Below are 18,249 nucleotides of genomic sequence, written 5' to 3'. Positions count from 1 at the left end.
CGAACCCTCGTGAACTCCCGCGCGAACCAGGAGGTGAGACGGTGCTGCACCGTCTGCGATTCATCCCCGGCCGCCTCGTGCAGTCGATCCCCGTCGCCTTCGGCGTCACCCTCATCGTCTTCCTCCTGGCCCACCTGCTGCCCGGCAACGCCGCCGTCGCCCTGCTCGGCGAGCGCGCCACGGCGGAGAGCGTCGCGGCCCTGACCGCCCAGCTCGGCCTCGACGAGCCGTTGTGGCGGCAGTACCTGACGTTCCTGGGACAACTCGCCCACGGGAACCTCGGCACCAGCCTCACCTACCAGACCCCCGTCGCCCAGCTGGTGCTGCAGGCGATCCCGGTGACGCTGTCCCTGCTGCTGTACGCCCTGCTCATCGCCCTGCTCATCAGCATCCCGCTGGCCGCCCTCGCCGCCTTCCGCCCGGGCGGGGCGCGCGACCTCGGGGTCCGGGGTTTCACCCTCCTGGGTCAGGGGATGCCGCAGTTCTGGGTCGGCATCATGCTCATCCTGCTGCTCGGGGTCGGGATGCGGGCCTTCCCCGTCGGCGGTTACGGCGAGGACGCCGCCGGCCACGTCTACTACCTGTTCCTGCCCGCGCTCACCCTGGCGATCGCGATGTCGCCCACCATCATCCGCAGCCTCCGCTCGTCGATGATCTCGGTGCTGGGTTCGGAGTACGTGGGCACCGCGAAGTCCAAGGGTTCCTACGGGGTGCAGTTGTTCCGGGGGCACGTGCTGCGCAACGCCGCCATCCCCACCGTCTCCATCGTCGGCGTCAACCTCGGGTACCTGGTGGGTGGCTCGCTCGTCATCGAACGCGTCTTCGCCCTGCCCGGCCTGGGCTCGCTGATGATCAACTCGATCTTCACCCGGGACTTCCCCACCATCCAGGGCGTCACCCTCTTCGTGGCGCTGTTCGTGGTCGTCGTCGGCATCCTCACCGACGTCGTCTACACGGCCCTCGACCCCCGCGTCGACCTCGGCAGGACGGCCCGCGCATGAGCACCCCCACCGCCCTCCTCGTCGAACGTGGCCAGCGACGTCGCGCCGCCCGCTCCCGGACGCTGCGGCCCTGGTACCGCAGCGGCACGCTGGTGGCCGGCATCGTCATCGTCGGGTTCCTCGTCCTGGTCGCGCTGCTGGCCCCCGTCCTCGCCCCGTACGACCCCGTGAAGCAGGACCTGCTCAACGCGCTGCAGTCGCCCTCGGGCGCACACCCGCTGGGGACCGACAAGTACGGGCGCGACGTGCTGTCGCGGTTGATCTGGGGCGCCCGCGTCGACCTGCGCGTCGGGTTCCTCGCGGTGCTGATCCCCTTCGTCGTCGGAACCGTCGTCGGCGGCATCGCCGGCTACGCCGGCGGGTGGCTGGACACGGTGCTGATGCGCATCGTCGACGTGTTCTTCGCGTTCCCGTTCTACGTCATGGTCATCGTGCTGGTCTTCGTCCTCGGTTCCGGGGAGTTCAGCATCTACCTCGCCATCGCCGCGGTGTCGTGGGTCTCCTACGCCAAGATCGTGCGTGGGGAGGTGCTGGTCGCCAAGGAGCAGGACTACGTCGTCGCGGCCCGCCTGGGCGGGATGTCGCACGCCCGCATCCTGGTCCGCCACATCGGCCCGAACGTGCTGTCGCAGGCGATCATCTACGGGATGAGCGACATCGTCATGGACATCATGGCGATCGTCACCCTCGGCTACCTCGGGCTCGGCATCGCCCCGCCCACGGCGGAGTGGGGTTCCATGATCAGCGACGGCCAGGAGTTCATCACGACCCAGTGGCAGCAGGCCACCATCCCCGGTCTCGTCGTCGTCCTCACCTCCCTCGGCCTCTCCTGGCTCGGGGACGGGGTCTCCGACCTGCTCAGCCCCGAGAGGAGGAAGTGACCGTGACCAGTCCCCCGCTCAGTCCCCTGCTCAGCGTCTCCTCGCTCAGCCTCGGCATCCGGCACCGCAACCGGCCGGACACCGTCATCGTCGACGACCTGTCGCTCGAGATCGCCCCGGGAGAACGCTTCGGCGTCGTCGGCGAGTCCGGGTCGGGGAAGTCCCTGACCCTGCGGGCGATCGCCGACCTGCTCCCCCGCGGCGTCGAGGTGCTCTCCGGCAGCATCGTCTACGACGGGCGTGAACTCGTCGGGATGCCGAGCGCCGCGCGCCGTCGCCTCATGGGACCCGAGATCGCGATGATCTTCCAGGAACCCATGACCGCGCTGAACCCCGTCGTCCGCGTCGGGGACCAGATCGCCGAGGGGCCCCGTCGCCACCTCGGTCTGTCCGCGAAGGACGCGGGGCGCCTCGCCGTGGAACTCATGGCGAAGACGGGGATCCCCGACCCGGCGCGGCGGGCCCGCGCCTACCCGCACGAACTCTCCGGCGGTCTGCGCCAGCGCATCATGATCGCGATGGCGGTCTCGTGCGGGCCCCGGCTCCTGCTCTGCGACGAACCGACCACCGCGCTGGACGTGACGGTTCAGCACCAGGTGCTGAAGGTGCTCGAGGGGCTCTGCGCCGACACCGGCACGGCCCTGACCTTCGTGACGCACGACCTGGCCGTGGTCAACCAGACGTGCACGGACATGGCGGTGATGTACTCCGGGCACATCGTGGAGTCCGGCACCGTCCGCGACGTCCTGGGCGACCCCCGCCACCCCTACACGAAGGGGTTGCTGGACTCCGCGCCGGACTTCGACCAGCCCGACCGGCGCCTCGTCCCCATCCCGGGTTTCCCGCCGAACCTGGCCGCCCGGCCCCCCGGTTGTCCCTTCGCCCCCCGGTGCACGTTCGCCGTGGACGCCTGCACCGCCGCCGTCCCCCCGCGCGAGGTCGTCGCCCCGGGGCACGACGCCGCCTGCATCGAGACCCACCGCATCTTCGAGGGAGCACCCGCGTGAGCAGTCCGACCGCGCTGCCGTTCCCGGTGCTGCGGGCCACCGGCGTCACCAAGACGTACCGGCTCCGGCCCTCGCTGGCGACCAGGTTGTCCCGCACCGAGGACGGCCGCACGAGCCTCAAGGCCCTCGACGGGATCGACCTCGAACTGCGCCGGGGGGAGATCCTGGCCCTCGTCGGGGAATCGGGATCGGGGAAGTCGACCCTCGCGAAGGTCCTCGTGGGCGGGACGACCGCGACCTCCGGCACCCTGGAGCACCAGGGCGAACCGGTGCCCCCGCGCCGGGACAAGGAGGCGAGCCGGCGGATCCAGATGGTGTTCCAGGACCCGTACTCCTCGCTCAACCCCCGCATCTCCGTCGGGTCGATGCTCCGTGAGCTCCTGCTGCTGCACCGCGTGGTGGCGCGCTCGGAGGTCCGGGCCGAGAGCGTCCGGTTGCTGAACCTCGTCGGCCTGGAGGAGGACGCCCTCGACGCCTACCCCAGCCAGTTCTCGGGGGGACAGCGCCAGCGCCTGGCCATCGCGCGGGCCATCGCGGTGCGCCCGGACGTGCTCATCGCCGACGAACCCGTCTCCGCCCTCGACGTCTCGGTGCAGGCCACGATCCTCGAACTGTTCGCGCGGCTGCAGCGCGAACTCGGCCTCAGCATCCTCTTCGTCGCCCACAACCTCGCCGTCGTGCAGCACCTCAGCCAGCGCGTCGCGGTGATGTACCTGGGGCGCATCGTGGAGGTCGCCGAGACGGCGGAACTCTTCGCCAACCCCCGCCACCCCTACACCCGGGCGCTGATCGACTCGATCCCGCGCATGACGGCCGGCAGCGTCAACGAGGAGTTCGTGCTCGAGGGCGAACCCCCCAGCCCCTTCGACGTCCCCGCGGGCTGCCGGTTCAACCCGCGCTGCCCCTACGCGGTCGACGCCTGCCGCACCGTCGACCCCGCGCTCGAACCGGTGGGCGCGGCGGGGACCGGTCACGTGTCGGCCTGCCTGCGGGCCGCGGAACTGCCCGACTTCCAGGCCCCGCCCGACCCCGCGTCGAGCATCGACCGCGTCGACGTCCGCCCTGAACTGCTCGACGAAGCACCCGTCCACGAACCGAGGAGCACCACCCGATGAAGGTCTGGATGTCACTGGACATGGAGGGGGTGGCCGGGATCGTCGACTGGGACCAGTGCCGCCCCGGCAGCCCCTCGTACGCCCTGGGCTGCGAACTCCTGCAGGCCGAGGTCAACGCCGCCATCGAGGGGGCGATCGCCGGCGGGGCGACGGAGGTCGTCCTCAACGACTCGCACAGCCGGATGGCGAACCTGGACCCCCGCGCGATCGCCGGGGAGGCCCGGTACATCTCGGGACGGCACAAACCCCTGTACATGATGCAGGGGCTCGACGAGACCGTCGACGCGATCTTCTTCGTGGGCTACCACGGGTCGATCTCCGGTGCGGCGTCGACGATGTCGCACACCTACAACCCCGAGGTGTTCTCCGGCGCCCGCCTGAACGGCCGCTACGTCGGCGAGTCCGGCATCAACGCCCTCGTCGCGGAGCACCACGGCGTGCCGATCGCCTTCGTCTCCGGCGACGAGGTGACCTGGGAGGAGACGGAACCCTTCGCCCGCGGCGCCGTGAACGTGGTCACCAAGCACTCGATCACCCGGGCCAGCGCGGAGAACCTGCACCCCACGGAGTCGTGCCGCCGCATCCGCGCCGGGGCCGAGGAGGCCGTCCGCCGGGTCGCCGCCGGGAAGGTGTCGACCCCGGGCATCGAACGTCCCGTCGCCCTCGACCTGGAGATGCAGACCGCCGACATGGCCGACGTCGCGACCTGGGCCCGCCGGGCCGAGCGCACCGGTGTGCGCGAGGTGCGCATCACCGGCGACGACCTGCTCGACGTCTTCCGTTCGTTCGTCGCCGTCAACTACATCACCCGACAGGCAGGTGGCCGCTGATGGCCGACGAGGAATCCATCGCCCGGCCGCGGGAGACGCGGCTCTGGGCCACACCGCCGTTGCGCGAGTACTCCCTGGCCCTGCACGGCGGGGCGGGTGGGCGCATCGAGGAACTCTCCACCGAGCGCCGCGAGTCCTTCGAAGCCGGCCTCCGGCGCGCCTACCTCGCCGGTCGCGTGGTGCTCGAGGACGGCGGGTCGGCGCTCGACGCCGTCTGCGCCACGGTGGAGCAGCTCGAGGACGACCCGCTGTTCAACGCCGGCCGCGGTGCCGCGCTGGCGGCGGACGGATCGGTCGAGCACGACGCCGCCGTCATGGACGACGACGGTCGCGCCGGGGCGATCGCCGTCTCGCGCCACGCCAAGAACCCCGTCCGCCTCGCCCGCGCGGTGCTGGAGAACAGTTCGCACGTGCTGCTCGTCGACCCCGCCCGCGACCTGGCGACCGGGTGGGACCTCGAGGTGCGCGAGCAGGAGTACTTCATCACCGAGGCGCGGAAGGTCCAGCTGGAACGCATCCACGCCCTGCGCCTCGCCGCCCCCCGCCACGGCACCGTGGGCGCCGTCGCCCGCGACCGTGACGGCAGGATCGCCGTGGCCACCTCGACCGGGGGGATGGCCGCCCAGAGCACCGGCCGGGTCGGGGACAGCCCCGTCATCGGCGCCGGCACCTACGCCCGCGGGGACTCCCTCGCGGTGTCCTGCACGGGCGAGGGGGAGGCGTTCATCCGCGGGGTCGTCTCCTACGACATCGCCGCCCGGATGCGCTACCTCGGAGCCACGCTGGCCGACGCCGTGCGCGACACCGTCCTCGCCGAGCTGACCGCGAAGGACGCCAGCGGCGGGCTGGTGGCCGTCGCCCCGGACGGCACCGTCGTCGTGGCGCACAACTCCCCGACCATGTTCGCCGCGTTCGAGGGTCAGGACGGGGTCGTCCTGCTGACCTGAGGGTCCGCGGCGCGCTCAGACGAGAGAGTGGACGGCATGAAGATCGACGACGAGATCTTCGCCCGCATGGGCGAGCTGACCCCGGCCGAGAAGAAGGTGGCCCGCACGTTGCTGGCCTCCTACCCCAGCGCCGGGCTGGAGAGCGCGGCCACCGTCGCGAAGGCCGCCGGCACCAGCACCCCCACGGTGCTGCGGCTGGTGACCCGGCTCGGCATGAGCGGCTACCCCGAGTTCCAGCGGCGCCTGCGCGACGAGGTCACCCACCACATGAACAGCCCGGTGCGACGCACCGAGCAGGGAGCCCGGGAACTCGCCGAGCAGCCCGTCTTCCAGACGGCCGTCACCGAACGGGTCGGGCTGCTCGAGCAGCTCGCCACCTCGGTGCCCCCCAGCGAGTTCGACCTCGCCGTGGAGGCCCTGGCCCGGCGACCGAAGCAGGTCGCCGTCATGGGCGGCTACTTCAGCCGGTTCCCGGCCCAGCTCTTCGCGGCCGAGCTCGACCAGGCGATCCCCTGCGTCGACTTCGTCCCCGAACCCCTGGGACACGACATCGGGCGGCTCCTGCGGTTGTGCTCCGGTGCCGTCGCGGTGATCTTCGACTTCCGGCGCTACGAGCTGAGCTCGAAGCAGGCCGCGGGCATCGCCAAGAGCCGCGGCGCGACGGTCGTCGTCATCACCGACCAGGGGTTGTCCCCCGCCACCGAGAGCGCCGACATCGTGCTCCCGGTGGCCGTGGCCGGGATCCCCTTCGACTCCATGGTCGGCACCGTCGTCCTGGTCGAGGCGCTCGTCGAGGCGGTCCTCCTCGCCAGCGGCAGCCGGGGCATCGACCGCATGAAGGAGTGGGAGAACACGGTCCAGATCGCCCGCGCCCACCGGGTGAGCGCGACCGCCGAACCGGAGGGGCAGGAGTGAGCGTGGGAACGCAGACCGGTCGGGTGGCCGTCGTCACCGGCACCGCCCAGGGGATCGGGCGCACCATCGCCGACCGGCTGCGGGAGGCGGGCGCGACCGTGCACGGCGTCGACCGGGACGAGGTCGACCTCGCCGACACCGCAGCGGTCGAGGAGTTCTTCACCGCCGTCGGTGCCGTCGACGTGCTCGTGAACTGCGCCGGCGGGGTCGTGGGGCAGACGCACACCCCCCTCGACGAACTCGACGACGCGGCCTGGGACGCCGTCGTCCGGGCGAACCTCACGACGATGCGCAACTGCAGCCGGGCCGCCGTCCGCGCCATGAAGCGCGCGGGGTACGGGCGCATCGTCACCATCTCCTCCGGGGCCGGGCGCAGCGTGAGCCTCACCGGCGTCCAGGCCTACACGACCGCGAAGGCGGCCCAGATCGGTCTCACCCGGCAACTGGCGCACGAACTCGGGCCGTTCGGCATCACCGCCAACTGCATCGCCCCGGGGTTCGTGCTGTCCAACCCCACCACCCAGGCGCAGTGGGACTCCTACGGCGCCGCCGGTCAGCAGGCCCTCCTGGAACGGATCGCCGTGCGGCGCACCGGGACCCCGGACGACATCGCGCGCGGCGTGCTGTTCTTCGCCGACCCCGACGCCTCCTGGGTCAGCGGCCAGACGATCTCCATCGACGGCGGGCACTCCCTCTTCTGAGGGACCCGCAGCAAGGACGGCACCACGTGAGAACGACCACCGACCCGGCTCCCGGGACGGGGCTGGCCGCGCTGCGCGAGCGGTACTTCCACCTCCAGCACACCTACGACCCCTACAACGCGACCCTGCTCGGGCTCAGCGAGTTCGACCACCTCCCGGGCGACCCGTCCCGCGCCGCGAGCGAACGCGCCGCCGCGCAGCTGCACGAGGTGGCCCGTGCGGCCGAGGCGATCGACCCCGCCGGACTCGACCGGGACGACGTGGTCGACCGCGGCGTCCTCATCGCCCTGGCCCGGGGCGCCGCGGACGACGCCGCCCACTCGCTGTGGGCGGCGAACGCCTCGGCGAAGGGGTACGTCAGCCGGCAGGGTCTCGTCTTCCAGGCGGTACCGGCCATGACGGCGACCGAACCGCCGGCCGCGCAGCGCTACCTGCGCCGCCTCGCCGGACTCCCCGGCTTCTTCACAGCCCTCGGGGAGCGCTACGCCGAGGAGGCCACCGCCGGCCGGGTCCCGACCCGCCTCGGGGTCCAGCACGCGATCGAGCAGCTGGACGGGCACCTCGCGGTCGCCCTCGACGACGACGCGCTGCTCACCCCGGCCCGCGCGTCCGGCGACCCGGACACCCTGCGCGAGGCGACGCGGCTCGTGGGAGAAGGAGTTCGCCCGGCGCTGCACGCGCTCACCGTCCGGTTGCGCACCGAACTGCTCCCCCTCGGCCGCACCGGACACGACATCGGGATCCACGCCGTGCCGGGAGGGACCGAGGGGTACGCCGCGGCGATCCGCCGGCACACGACGACGGGGCTCACCGCCCCCGAGATCCACCGGATCGGCCTCGACGTGCTCGAGGAGATGCGCGCCGAGTGGGCCGTCGTCGGCGGCCGCGCCCTCGGGGAGACCGAGTTCCCGCGGATCGCCGACCGCCTGCGCAGCGACCCCGCGCTGCGCTTCGAGACCAGCGCGGAGATCGTCGCGGTGGCCCGGGGGGCCCTGCAGCGGGCCGAGGCCGTCCGCGACGCCTGGTTCCCGGCGCTCGCGATCCCGGACTGCGCGATCGAGGAGATCAACCCGATCGACGCGGCCGGCAGCGCCCTGGGCTACTACCGCCCGCCGGCCCTCGACGGGAGCCGACCCGGGGCGTACTGCGTGCTCGCGGCCGACGCCCCGAGCCACTTCCGCTACGAGTACGAGTCGCTGTCCTTCCACGAAGCCGTCCCGGGTCACCACCTGCAGCTCGCGACGGCGCAACTGCTCGACATCCCTCGCTACCGGCGCTCGCTCGACGTCGAGGCCTGCAGCTTCAACGAGGGGTGGGGGCTCTACTCCGAGCAGCTGGCCGAGGAGATGGGGCTCTACAGCGACAACCTGTCCCGCCTCGGCATGCTGTCGTTCCGGGCGCTGCGCGCCTGCCGGCTCGTGGTCGACACCGGCATCCACCACTTCGGCTGGACCCGGGAACGGGCGGTGGAGTTCATGTACGACAACACCGCCACGACCCGCGGTCACGTCGAGAGCGAGGTCGACCGCTACACCGCCTGGCCCGGCCAGGCGCTGGCCTACATGATCGGCTGCCGGGAGATCCTGCGGCTGCGCGGAGTGGCGGAACAGCGGCTCGGGGACCGGTTCTCCGTCGTGGAGTTCCACCGCGCGGTCCTGTCCTCGGGGGCCGTTCCGCTCACCGTGCTCGGCGACGTCGTCGAGCGCCACATCGAGACCGTGCTCGCGGACGGGCACACCAGCACCGGAGGAGAACCGTGGACGTCCTGATCAACGGGGCACGCCTGAACGTCGAGGTGCTCGGCCCGGAGGACGGGCCCGTGCTCATCGCCCACCACGGCGGCGGCGGGATCGGTTCCCTCGCCGAACCGCGCTCGACGTTCGGGCCGCTCGCCGACCGGTTCCGCGTCGTCGTGTTCGACGCCCGCGGGTGCGGGCGCAGCGAGGGCGTCGGGCCCTACTCCCACGAGCAGTGGGCCGCCGACGTCGAGGGGTTGCGGCAGTGGGCCGGGGCCGAGCGGGTGAGCGTCGCCGGAGGTTCCTACGGCGGGTTCATCGCGCTGGAGTACGCCGTGCGCTACCCCCGGCACGTGCAGGCCGTGGTCCTGCGCGACACCTCCGCCGACGGGTCCAACCTGGAACTCGCGTTCCGGAACGCCCGGGAGCAGACCCGCGTCGAGATCGACTGGGAGCACTTCGACCGCTACTGGGGCGGCACCGTCCGCAGCGACGAGGAGCTGAAGGAACTGTGGCGGGAACTCATCCCGCTCTACGACGCCGACTACGACGAGGCGCGGTCCACGGCCGCGGTCGAGGCCGGGATCTACCGGCACGAGGCGCACAACGCGTGCTTCCAGGAGAACTTCCCGACCTACGACCTCAAGGCCGACCTGCCGCACGTGGCGGTGCCGGTGCTGGTCACCGTCGGCCGCCACGACTGGGTGACCCCGGTCAGCGCGTCCGAGACCATCGCCCGCCTCGTCCCCGGGGCGGAACTCGTGGTGTTCGAGAACTCGGGCCACTCGCCCCAGAACGAGGAACGGGAGGAGTTCCAGCGCGTGCTGCGGGACTTCGTCGACCGCGCCGTGCCGGAGCAGGTGCGCGCGTGAAGCTGTTCGTCATCGGCGCCGGCGCCATCGGCGGGACCCTCGGGGCCCGCGCGTTCCGCGACGGCCACGACGTGACCCTGGTGGACGCGGACGCGGCGCACGTCGCCGCGATCCGGCGCGACGGACTGCGCATCGAGGGCCCGGTCGAGGAGTTCGTCGTCCGGGTCCCGGCGATCCTGCCCGAGGAACTGCCCGACACCGTCGAGCACGCCGTCGTCGCCGTGAAGAGCCTGCACACCGCCGCCGTCGCCGACCTGCTGCGCGACCGCCTCGCCCCGGACGGCTACGTCCTGACCGTCCAGAACGGGCTGACCGCCGACGTCCTGATCGAGGCCCTCGGCCGCGAACGGGTGCTCGCGAGCTTCGTCAACATCGGGGCCGACCTGATGGCGCCCGGGGTCGTCCTCCAGGGCAACGTCGCCACCTTCCGGATCGGGGAACTGGCCGGCGGCCCGGTCACGCCGCGCGTCGCCCGGCTCGCCGAGGTCCTCCCCTACGCCGAGGCCACCGAGAACGTGCTCGGCTACCTCTGGGGGAAGGAGGTCTACGGCGCCATGATGTGGGCGGGAGCCGTGTCCGACCTCCCGATCGCGGAGACCCTCGAACGTCCCGAGTACCGCGGGGTCATGACCGCGATCTCCGAGGAGGTGCTGGCCCAGGCGCCCGTCACCGTCGAGGGGTTCGACGGTTTCGAGCCGGACGACCTCCCCGGGTCCTTCGACCGCCTCGCCGCCTTCAACCGCCGCAGCGCCAAGACGCACTCCGGCATCTACCGCGACCTGATGGTCCGCAAGCGCAAGACCGAGGTCGACGAGGTCCACAAGGACATCCAGGGACCCGTCTTCGACCGCGTGGTGGAGATGATCCACGACATCGAGGAGGGCCGCCGGACGTGCGAGGTGGCCAACCTCGACGAGCTGGCCCGCTTCGTCGCGGCCCGCACCGGCTGAGTTCCGGCCGCGGGATCAGCCCGCCGGCAGGCCCACGGCGACGAGGTCCTCGAGCACCAGCGCGAGACCGTCCTCGTCGACGTGGGCGGTGACGGCGTCGGCGGCGGCCTGGACCTCGGCCGGGGCGTTGCCCATGGCGATGCCGCGGCCGGCCCAGCGCAGCATCTCGACGTCGTTGCGGCCGTCGCCGACGGCGAGGGTCGCGGCGCGTTCGACGTCCAGCCGCACCCGGACCTCCTCCAGCGCACTGGCCTTGGTCACGCCGTCGGGGGCGAGGTCGAGCCAGGCCGTCCAGCCGACGGAGTAGGCGACGCCGTGCAGACCGACCGCCTCGACCAGTGAGGAGAACTCCGCGGAGGTGTGCTCGGGGCTGCGGACGACGACCCGCATGACCGGTTCGGTGAAGAGCTCGTCGAAGGGCACGACCTCCATCTCCCCCGTGAGTTCCCCGTCCGGGAACGGCGCGGTGAGCTTGAAACCGCGCCCCAGGACCTCGACGGCGAACAACCCCGCGGGCAGGTTCTCGCGCAGGGTCTCGGCCACCCCCGACGGGTCGAAGGTGTGCAGCGAGACGACGCGGTAGCCCTGCGGTTCGGTGGCGTCGAGCTGGACCGTGACGGCGCCGTTGGAGCACACCGCGAAACCGTCGTGCAGACCCAGGCGCTGCAGCACCGGCAGCGTCCCGTGCAGCGAGCGTCCGGTCGCGACGACGACGTGCGCCCCGGCCTCCGCCACCCGGCGCACGGCCGACCGGACCCGGTCGGACATCGCCTCGTCCAGGTCGACGACGGTTCCATCGACGTCGAGCGCCACCAGCACGCCCTCCAGGCCACCACTCACGTCCTCCAGCCTAAGGTCACCCCGGCTCGGAGCTCGCCACCACGTGGGTCACGCCTCGCCACCGCGGTCTGCCGGTGGCGCCCCTCCCGCCGTGACCCCCTGCTGGAAGTGGCGACGGACGTCGTCGGGGAGGTCGGGGACGGTCTGCGGGAGCGAGCCGGAACGGAGCGACTCCGCAGCCAGCGAACCCGCGGCCACCGCCTCCCGCGCCGCGACCGGGGAGACCACCGTCGGCGAACCGTCGGCGACGTGGGCCAGGAACTCCGCCATCGTCAGGACGTCGGCGTCCTCGTGACCGCTCTCGACGCCGGCGATGGGGTGCTCCCGGTCCCCGGCCGCGGAGAACTCGTGCCGGCGGTTCCACACCCGGACCACTCCGCCCGCGGTGTCCCCGAAGTTCTCCAACCGGCCCTCGGTGCCGATCACCGTGTAGTTGCGCCAGTAGTCCGGGGTGAAGTGGCACTGCTGGTAACTGGCCTGGACCCCGTTGTCCAACGTCATGAGGACCATGGAGAGGTCCTCGACGTCCACCACCGGGTTCAGCCCCGTCGCGGCCGCCGGCGGCCAGTTGTCCATCGAGAACCAGTCCGGCATCGTCTCCCCCGGCCGCTCCCGCCGGTCCTGGATCGCGCCGTAGACCATCAGGTCACCCATCCCCACGACCCGGCGCGTGTACCCGCCGGCCAGGTGGTGGATGACGTCGATGTCGTGGCTGGCCTTCTGGAGCAGCAGCGTGCCCGTGCGACGACGGTCGGCGTGCCAGTCCTTGAAGTAGTAGTCGCCGCCGTGCCCGACGAAGTGGCGCACCCAGACGGCCTTCACCTCGCCGATCTCCCCGCGGGCGATGACGTCCCGCATGGTCCGCACCACCTCCGCGTGCCGGAAGTTGTGCCCCACGTAGAGCGGGGTCCCCGTCTGCGTGGCCGCGAGCAGCACCCGGTCGGCATCGGCGAGCGTCGTGGCGAGCGGTTTCTCCAGGTACACCGCGATCCCGGCGCGCAGCAGGTCCTCCGCGATCGCGGCGTGGGTGTCGTCGGGGGTGGTGACGATGGCCGCGTCGACGCCACCCGCCGCGACGAGCGCCCGGTGGTCGGGGTGCAGGACGGCGCCGGGGAAGCTCGTCGCGGCGCGCTCCCGGCCGGCGGGGGTGGTGTCGGCGACCGCGACGACGCGCGCGCCGGGACGGACGACCGGCACGTGCTGACCGATCTCGGAGCGGGCCCCGGCTCCGATGAGGGCGACCCGGAGGTCCGAAGTGATCACCGCTCGACCCTCGTGAGCGAACTTGTCGCAAAGCCGGTCCAAGTGAGCATGAAGTGACACTAGCTCGCAGACCACGACAGGACCAGGGAGTGCGGACGACGAAACACTCGCAACCCGGGCGGCCCCCGGGACGAAGGGCGGGGGCGCTCAGGCCCCGGCGACGACGACCTCGACGCCGGCCGCGGCCAGCTCCGCCGCGACGTCCCCTGTCACCGGGGCGTCGGTCACCAGGACGTGGAGGCGCTCCAGCGGGCAGATCCGGGCGAAGGTCGTGCGGCCCAGCTTCGTCGCGTCGGCCGCGACGACCACCCGGCCGGCCACAGCCGCGATCTGCCGGCTCGCCTCCGCCTCCCCCTCGTGCACCGTCGTCGCCCCGGAGCGACCGGTGAGGCCGTCGACCCCGAGGACGGCGAGGTCGAGGCTGAAGTCGCGCAACGAGGACCCCACCAGCGGACCCACCAGCTCGTAGCTCTGCCGGCGCGGCACCCCGCCCGTGACCACGATCTTCACGTGCTCGCGCACCGACATCTCGTAGGCGATGTTCAGCGCGTTCGTCACGATCGTGACCCCGGGTGCACCCCCACCGGGACGGAGCCGCTCGCTCGCACCCAGGGCCCGGGCCACCTCGGTCGTCGTCGTCCCGCCGTTCAGGCCCACGGAGTCCCCCGGCTGCACCAGCTCGACCACGGCCCGGGCGATGGCCAGCTTCGCGTCCGCCTGGCGGGCGATCTTGTACTGCAGCGGGAGCTCGTACCCCGTGCCGAGCACGGCCGCACCACCGTGGGTGCGGGTGACCAGGCGCTGCTCGGCGAGGAGGTTCAGGTCCCGGCGCACGGTGGCGGTGGAGACGCCCAGCGTCTGCGCGACCTCGGCGATGGAGACGTTCCCGCGCTCGGTCACGTACTCGAGCACCTGGTTGAGGCGCTGCTGGGCGGTCATGTGCGGCTCCTCCACTGGGGCTCCCAGGATGGCACGTCGGGGATTGACGTCGGTGCACGATCCTGCTCAAGATGACCCCGCAGAGATCAACAACGATCAGCAGCGGTCTGGGACGTGACGGCGACGAGCCGGAGCCGGGCCTCGCGGGAAGAAGCCGATGCCCCCCACCCCACCACCCGCCCGCACCGCTCCCGCACCGCCGATCGGCATCGACGTCGGGGGCACCACCGTCAAGGGCCTGCGGCCGGGCGCCGACGGGACCGTCCTCGACGACCAGCGGGTCCCGACGCCGCGCCCCGACCCCACCGGCCGGGGAGTCGTCTCCGCCGTCGCCGACCTCGCCGCCCGGCTGGGCCACCGCCCCGGCGACCCCGTGGGCGTCGCCCTGCCGGGGGTGGTCGACGAGACGAGCGGGACCGGCGTCCTGTCCACCAACCTGGGCTGGACCGACGTCCCCTTCGCCGCCCTGCTCACCGCAGCGCTCGGGACGGGGGTCGTCCTCAGCCACGACGTGCGGGCCGGGGCCGTCGCCGAGGCCCGGACCGGAGCGGCCCGCGGAGCCGACGGCGTCGTCGCCTTCGTACCGGTCGGCACCGGGATCGCCGCCGCGGTCCTCGTCGACGGGGTACCGCTGGTGGCCGGCGGGTGGGCCGGCGAGATCGGCCAGCTCGTCCTCACCGAGGGCCCCTTCCGTGGGCTCAGGGTGGAGGAGGTGGCGTCGGCGGCCGCCACCGCCCGCCGCGCGGGGACCACCGGAGCCCACGAGGCCGCCGCCGCGGTGCGGGGCGGAGACGCTGCGGCGCAGCAGGTCTGGCGGGAGACGGTCGACGTCCTGGCGCACGCGCTGGCCGGGCTGGTCGCCACCGTCGCCCCGTCGGTCCTCGTCGTGGGCGGAGGGCTGGCGCTGGCCGGTGACCTGCTGCTGGACCCCCTGCGCACCGCGCTGGCCGACCGCCTCCCGGGGGTGCGTCAGCCCCGGGTCGTCGCCGCCGTGCACGGCGACACCGCCGCGGCCCGCGGTGCGGCGATGCTCGCGGAGGTGTCGCGGTGAGCGACGTGGTGGGCGACGTGGTGGGCGACGCGGTGGGCGACGCGGTCAACGACGTGGAGCTGGTCCGCTCCGCCCTGCTCGCCCCGCAGGCCCCGGCCCTCGACCTGCCCGTCCCCCGCTTCACGCGTGCCCTGGACCAGCTCCACGAGGAGGTGCTGGCGCGGTTCCGGCACCTCGGGTTGGACGCCGGCACCGCGGAGGCGACGCTGGCCGACGTCCCGCGCAAGGTCGCCGCCTACGGCGACGGGATCGACGTGCCGTGGTTGCTGGGCCTGGCCCGGGCGGACGTCGTCGCGCTGGGGCGGTTGCAGTTCGAACGCGTGGCCGGGACCGACGGGCACGCCGTGCACCTCCCCGAAGCCGGCCCGCTGAGCGACGAGGCCGTCGAGGACTCCCTCGCCCGCGCCGTGGAGGTCCTCGGCGCCCGGGAGTTCCACTGCACGTCGTGGTTGCTGGACCCGCTGCTGCCCCCGACCCTCGGGCCGGCCAGCGGGATCGTGCGCTTCGCGGAGAGGTTCGCCCTCGGACCCGTCGAGCGCGGGGAGGAGGGCGACCGCGCGGTCGCGAAGTTCGTGTTCCGCCGACCGCTGCGCGAGGTGCTCGACCTCGTCGAACCGCGGACGCGGTTGGAACGCCTGGTGGTCGGGCACCTGCGCGCAGGCGGGCACTGGTCGGAGCCGAGGGGGTCGCTCAGCGCACGGGGGTGAGGACCTCCAGGCCCAGGTACGGCTGCAGCGCGGCGGGGACCCGCACGGAACCGTCGGCCTGCTGGTGGTTCTCGAGGATCGCGACGATCCAGCGAGTGGTGGCCAGCGTGCCGTTCAGCGTCGCCACGGGACGGGTCCCGGAACCCTCCTCGAGGCGTTCGCGCACCCCGAGGCGGCGGGCCTGGAAGGTCGTGCAGTTCGAGGTGGAGCTGAGTTCGCGGTACGCGCCCTGCGACGGCACCCACGCCTCGCAGTCGAACTTCCGGGCCGCCGAGGAACCGAGGTCCCCTGCGGCCGTGTCGATCACGCGGTAGGGGACCTCGATGGCGGCCAGCATGTCCTTCTCGAAACCGAGCAGCCGCTGGTGCTCCGCGCTCGCGTCCTCCGGCCGGCAGTAGGAGAACATCTCCACCTTGTGGAACTGGTGGACGCGGATGATCCCGCGGGTGTCCTTGCCGTAGGAACCGGCCTCGCGGCGGTAGCAGGCCGACCAACCGGCGTAGCGCTTCGGGCCCGCCGACAGGTCGAGGATCTCGTCACCGTGGTAGCCGGCCAGGGCGACCTCGGAGGTCCCCGTGAGGTAGAGGTCGTCCTCCTCGAGGTGGTAGACCTCGGCCGCGTGCGCACCGAGGAACCCGGTGCCCGCCATCACCTCGGGCTTCACCAGGGTCGGGGTGATCATCGGGGTGAAACCGTTGCCGACGGCCTTCGCCACGGCCAGGTTCAGCAGCGCGAGTTCCAGCAGCGCACCGACACCGGTGAGGAAGTAGAACCGCGAACCCGCCACCTTGACGCCGCGTTCCATGTCGATGGCCCCGAGCTTCTCGCCCAGTTCGAGGTGGTCGCGCCAGGCGTCGAGCCCCTCGGGCAGTTCAGGCGGGGTCCCGATCTCCTCGAGCACGGCGTAGTCGTCCTCGCCACCGGCGGGGACACCGTCCTCGACGACGTTGGGGATCGAGCGCAGCAGCGTCTCGAACTCCTCGCCGGCCGCGCCGGACGCGGCGTCGGCCGTCTTCACGCGCTCGGAGAGCTGCTTCACCGCGGCGGCGAGCTTCTGCTTCTCCTCGCCCTTCGCGGCGGCGATCTCCTTGCCGCGCGACTTCTGCTCGGAGCGCAGTTGCTCGAACTCGGCGATGGCGGCGCGGCGACGCGCGTCGGCGTCCAGCACCCGGTCGACGACACCTTCGTCCTCGCCACGGGCACGCTGGCTCGCGCGGACGAGGTCCGGTTCGTCCCTCAGCAGTCGCAGGTCGATCACGTCTCGACACTAACGGGTCACCCCCCTGACCCCCGACCCCGTTCCGCGACCACCGACGGACACCACCACCCGGGCGGGGAGGGACCGGCGAGCAGGTAGCTTGACCGGATGACGGTGGCGGACCTCTTCGGCACCGGCGCCCTCGCCGTCCTGCTCGCCGTCGCGTTCGTCGTGACGTTCACGCTGCTGGCCCGCGAGCGCCGGTCGACGCGGGCTCTGCGCGCCCAGGTGGTCCCGGCGGTCGAGCCGCACGACGAGCCGCACGACGAGGCGCCCCGGCAGCGGCGGGCGGCGATCGTGGTGAACCCGACGAAGTTCAGCGTCCTGGACCAGCACGCGTTGCGGCGCCGGCAGGCCTACGTCGCGGCGGTGTTCCGGTCCCACGGCTGGGCCGATCCGTTGTGGTTGCCGACGACGATCGACGAACCCGGTGGTCCGCAGGCGCGGCGGGCGGTGGCCGAGGGGGTCGACATCGTGCTCGCGGCGGGGGGCGACGGGACGGTCCGCGCGGTGGCGGAGTCGCTGGCGGGGACGTCGACGCCGATGGCGTTGCTGCCGGCGGGCACCGGGAACCTGTTGGCGCGCAACCTGGACGTCCCGCACACCGACCTCGCGGCGGCGCTGGACCTGGTGTTCTCCGAGGAGGACCAGCGGATCGACGTCGGCTGGCTGGAGGTCGACCGGTCGGGTCACGACGACGAGCCCGAGCGGTACCTGTTCCTGGTGATGGCCGGGCTGGGTTTCGACGCGGCGATGATGGCCGGGGTCGAGGACCGGCTGAAGCAGCGGCTGGGCTACGGCGCGTACGTCGTCTCGGGGGCGCGGGCGTTGTGGGGTCCGCAGGCGAAGGTGCAGGTCCGCGTCGACGACGAGGAACCCCTGGCCGTGCGCACCCGCGCGGTCATCGTCGGCAACTGCGGGAAGCTCACGAAGCAACTGGTGCTGATGCCGGACGCCGAGATCGACGACGGTCACCTGGACGCCGTGGTGATCTCCCCCCGGGGCGGGATCGGCTGGGGCGAGGTGGCGTGGGCCATCGCGACGCGGGACCGGCGCGGTCAGCGTCGGGTGCGCCACCTGCGCGGGCGTCGCTTCGAGGTGATGACGGGTGAACCCCAGGAGGTCGAGCTGGACGGCGACCCGATCGGCGAGGCGCTCCGCATCACGCTGACCGTGGAGCCGGGCGCACTGCTGGTGCGCTGCCCGCCGCTGCCGTCGCAGCGCTGAGGGCGGGGC

General features: G+C 72.7%; 18 protein-coding genes. 14 read left to right on the top strand and 4 right to left on the bottom strand.

What is annotated here, in order from left to right:
* The first annotated feature begins 41 nt into the window (after positions 1–41).
* The 11 genes from OG218_RS15740 to OG218_RS15690 are packed head-to-tail and all read left to right on the top strand — an operon-like array spanning position 42 to position 10,955.
* Positions 42–1,001: an ABC transporter permease gene (locus tag OG218_RS15740; RefSeq protein ID WP_328294175.1), complete on the top strand. Its 960-nt coding sequence runs from the start codon at positions 42–44 to the stop codon at positions 999–1,001.
* Positions 998–1,882: an ABC transporter permease gene (locus OG218_RS15735; protein WP_328294174.1), complete on the top strand. Its 885-nt coding sequence runs from the start codon at positions 998–1,000 to the stop codon at positions 1,880–1,882. Before OG218_RS15740 ends, OG218_RS15735 begins: the two co-directional genes overlap by 4 nt.
* A 2-nt stretch (positions 1,883–1,884) precedes the next feature.
* Positions 1,885–2,889 carry an ABC transporter ATP-binding protein gene (locus OG218_RS15730; RefSeq protein ID WP_328294173.1) on the top strand — a complete coding sequence of 335 codons (1,005 nt, stop codon included), beginning with the start codon at positions 1,885–1,887 and terminating at the stop codon, positions 2,887–2,889.
* A complete protein-coding gene (locus OG218_RS15725) occupies positions 2,886–4,004 on the top strand; it encodes an ABC transporter ATP-binding protein (RefSeq protein ID WP_328294172.1) in 1,119 nt (372 codons plus the stop codon). The genes OG218_RS15730 and OG218_RS15725 overlap by 4 nt, the downstream gene beginning before the upstream one ends.
* Positions 4,001–4,834, top strand: coding sequence for a M55 family metallopeptidase (locus tag OG218_RS15720; protein ID WP_328294171.1), 834 nt, complete (start codon positions 4,001–4,003; stop codon positions 4,832–4,834). The genes OG218_RS15725 and OG218_RS15720 overlap by 4 nt, the downstream gene beginning before the upstream one ends.
* On the top strand, positions 4,834–5,781 hold the full coding sequence (locus OG218_RS15715; RefSeq protein ID WP_328294170.1) for an isoaspartyl peptidase/L-asparaginase family protein: 948 nt from the start codon (positions 4,834–4,836) through the stop codon (positions 5,779–5,781). Before OG218_RS15720 ends, OG218_RS15715 begins: the two co-directional genes overlap by 1 nt.
* Positions 5,782–5,817: 36 nt before the next feature.
* Complete coding sequence (locus OG218_RS15710; protein WP_328294169.1) at positions 5,818–6,696, top strand: MurR/RpiR family transcriptional regulator; 879 nt, start codon at positions 5,818–5,820, stop codon at positions 6,694–6,696.
* 2 nt (positions 6,697–6,698) lie between these two features.
* Complete coding sequence (locus tag OG218_RS15705) at positions 6,699–7,397, top strand: SDR family NAD(P)-dependent oxidoreductase (protein ID WP_328294168.1); 699 nt, start codon at positions 6,699–6,701, stop codon at positions 7,395–7,397.
* 26 nt (positions 7,398–7,423) lie between these two features.
* Positions 7,424–9,166, top strand: a complete 1,743-nt coding sequence (locus tag OG218_RS15700) for a DUF885 domain-containing protein (RefSeq protein WP_328294167.1) — start codon at positions 7,424–7,426, stop codon at positions 9,164–9,166.
* Positions 9,154–10,005 carry an alpha/beta fold hydrolase gene (locus tag OG218_RS15695; RefSeq protein WP_328294166.1) on the top strand — a complete coding sequence of 284 codons (852 nt, stop codon included), beginning with the start codon at positions 9,154–9,156 and terminating at the stop codon, positions 10,003–10,005. Before OG218_RS15700 ends, OG218_RS15695 begins: the two co-directional genes overlap by 13 nt.
* Positions 10,002–10,955 carry a ketopantoate reductase family protein gene (locus OG218_RS15690; RefSeq protein WP_328294165.1) on the top strand — a complete coding sequence of 318 codons (954 nt, stop codon included), beginning with the start codon at positions 10,002–10,004 and terminating at the stop codon, positions 10,953–10,955. Before OG218_RS15695 ends, OG218_RS15690 begins: the two co-directional genes overlap by 4 nt.
* A gap of 15 nt (positions 10,956–10,970) precedes the next feature.
* Here the strand turns inward: OG218_RS15690 and OG218_RS15685 are convergent, their stop codons facing one another.
* The 3 genes from OG218_RS15685 to OG218_RS15675 form a co-directional block, all read right to left on the bottom strand.
* On the bottom strand, positions 10,971–11,795 hold the full coding sequence (locus tag OG218_RS15685; protein ID WP_328294164.1) for an HAD family hydrolase: 825 nt from the start codon (positions 11,793–11,795) through the stop codon (positions 10,971–10,973).
* Positions 11,796–11,843: 48 nt separating this feature from the next.
* Positions 11,844–13,058, bottom strand: coding sequence for a Gfo/Idh/MocA family protein (locus OG218_RS15680; protein ID WP_328294163.1), 1,215 nt, complete (start codon positions 13,056–13,058; stop codon positions 11,844–11,846).
* 147 nt (positions 13,059–13,205) lie between these two features.
* A complete protein-coding gene (locus OG218_RS15675; protein WP_328294162.1) occupies positions 13,206–13,997 on the bottom strand; it encodes a DeoR/GlpR family DNA-binding transcription regulator in 792 nt (263 codons plus the stop codon).
* Between the two features lie 157 nt (positions 13,998–14,154).
* On the opposite strand from OG218_RS15675, the gene OG218_RS15670 reads away from it, so the two are divergent.
* Both OG218_RS15670 and OG218_RS15665 read left to right on the top strand, forming a co-directional pair.
* Complete coding sequence (locus tag OG218_RS15670; protein ID WP_328294161.1) at positions 14,155–15,048, top strand: ROK family protein; 894 nt, start codon at positions 14,155–14,157, stop codon at positions 15,046–15,048.
* Positions 15,045–15,755: a hypothetical protein gene (locus tag OG218_RS15665; RefSeq protein ID WP_328294160.1), complete on the top strand. Its 711-nt coding sequence runs from the start codon at positions 15,045–15,047 to the stop codon at positions 15,753–15,755. Before OG218_RS15670 ends, OG218_RS15665 begins: the two co-directional genes overlap by 4 nt.
* Here OG218_RS15665 and serS read toward each other — a convergent pair.
* Positions 15,739–17,013 carry a serine--tRNA ligase gene (gene serS / locus OG218_RS15660; protein ID WP_328294159.1) on the bottom strand — a complete coding sequence of 425 codons (1,275 nt, stop codon included), beginning with the start codon at positions 17,011–17,013 and terminating at the stop codon, positions 15,739–15,741. The two genes, OG218_RS15665 and serS, sit on opposite strands and share 17 nt — an antisense overlap.
* Positions 17,014–17,121: 108 nt before the next feature.
* Between serS and OG218_RS15655 the strand changes: the two genes are divergently transcribed.
* Positions 17,122–18,240, top strand: coding sequence for a diacylglycerol/lipid kinase family protein (locus OG218_RS15655; protein WP_328294158.1), 1,119 nt, complete (start codon positions 17,122–17,124; stop codon positions 18,238–18,240).
* Positions 18,241–18,249 lie beyond the last annotated feature (9 nt).

This window comes from Kineococcus sp. NBC_00420 (assembly GCF_036021035.1).
Lineage (GTDB): Bacteria > Actinomycetota > Actinomycetes > Actinomycetales > Kineococcaceae > Kineococcus.
The sequence above is the reverse complement of the archived record's forward strand: the minus strand, read 5'-3'. Positions and strand labels throughout refer to the sequence as shown.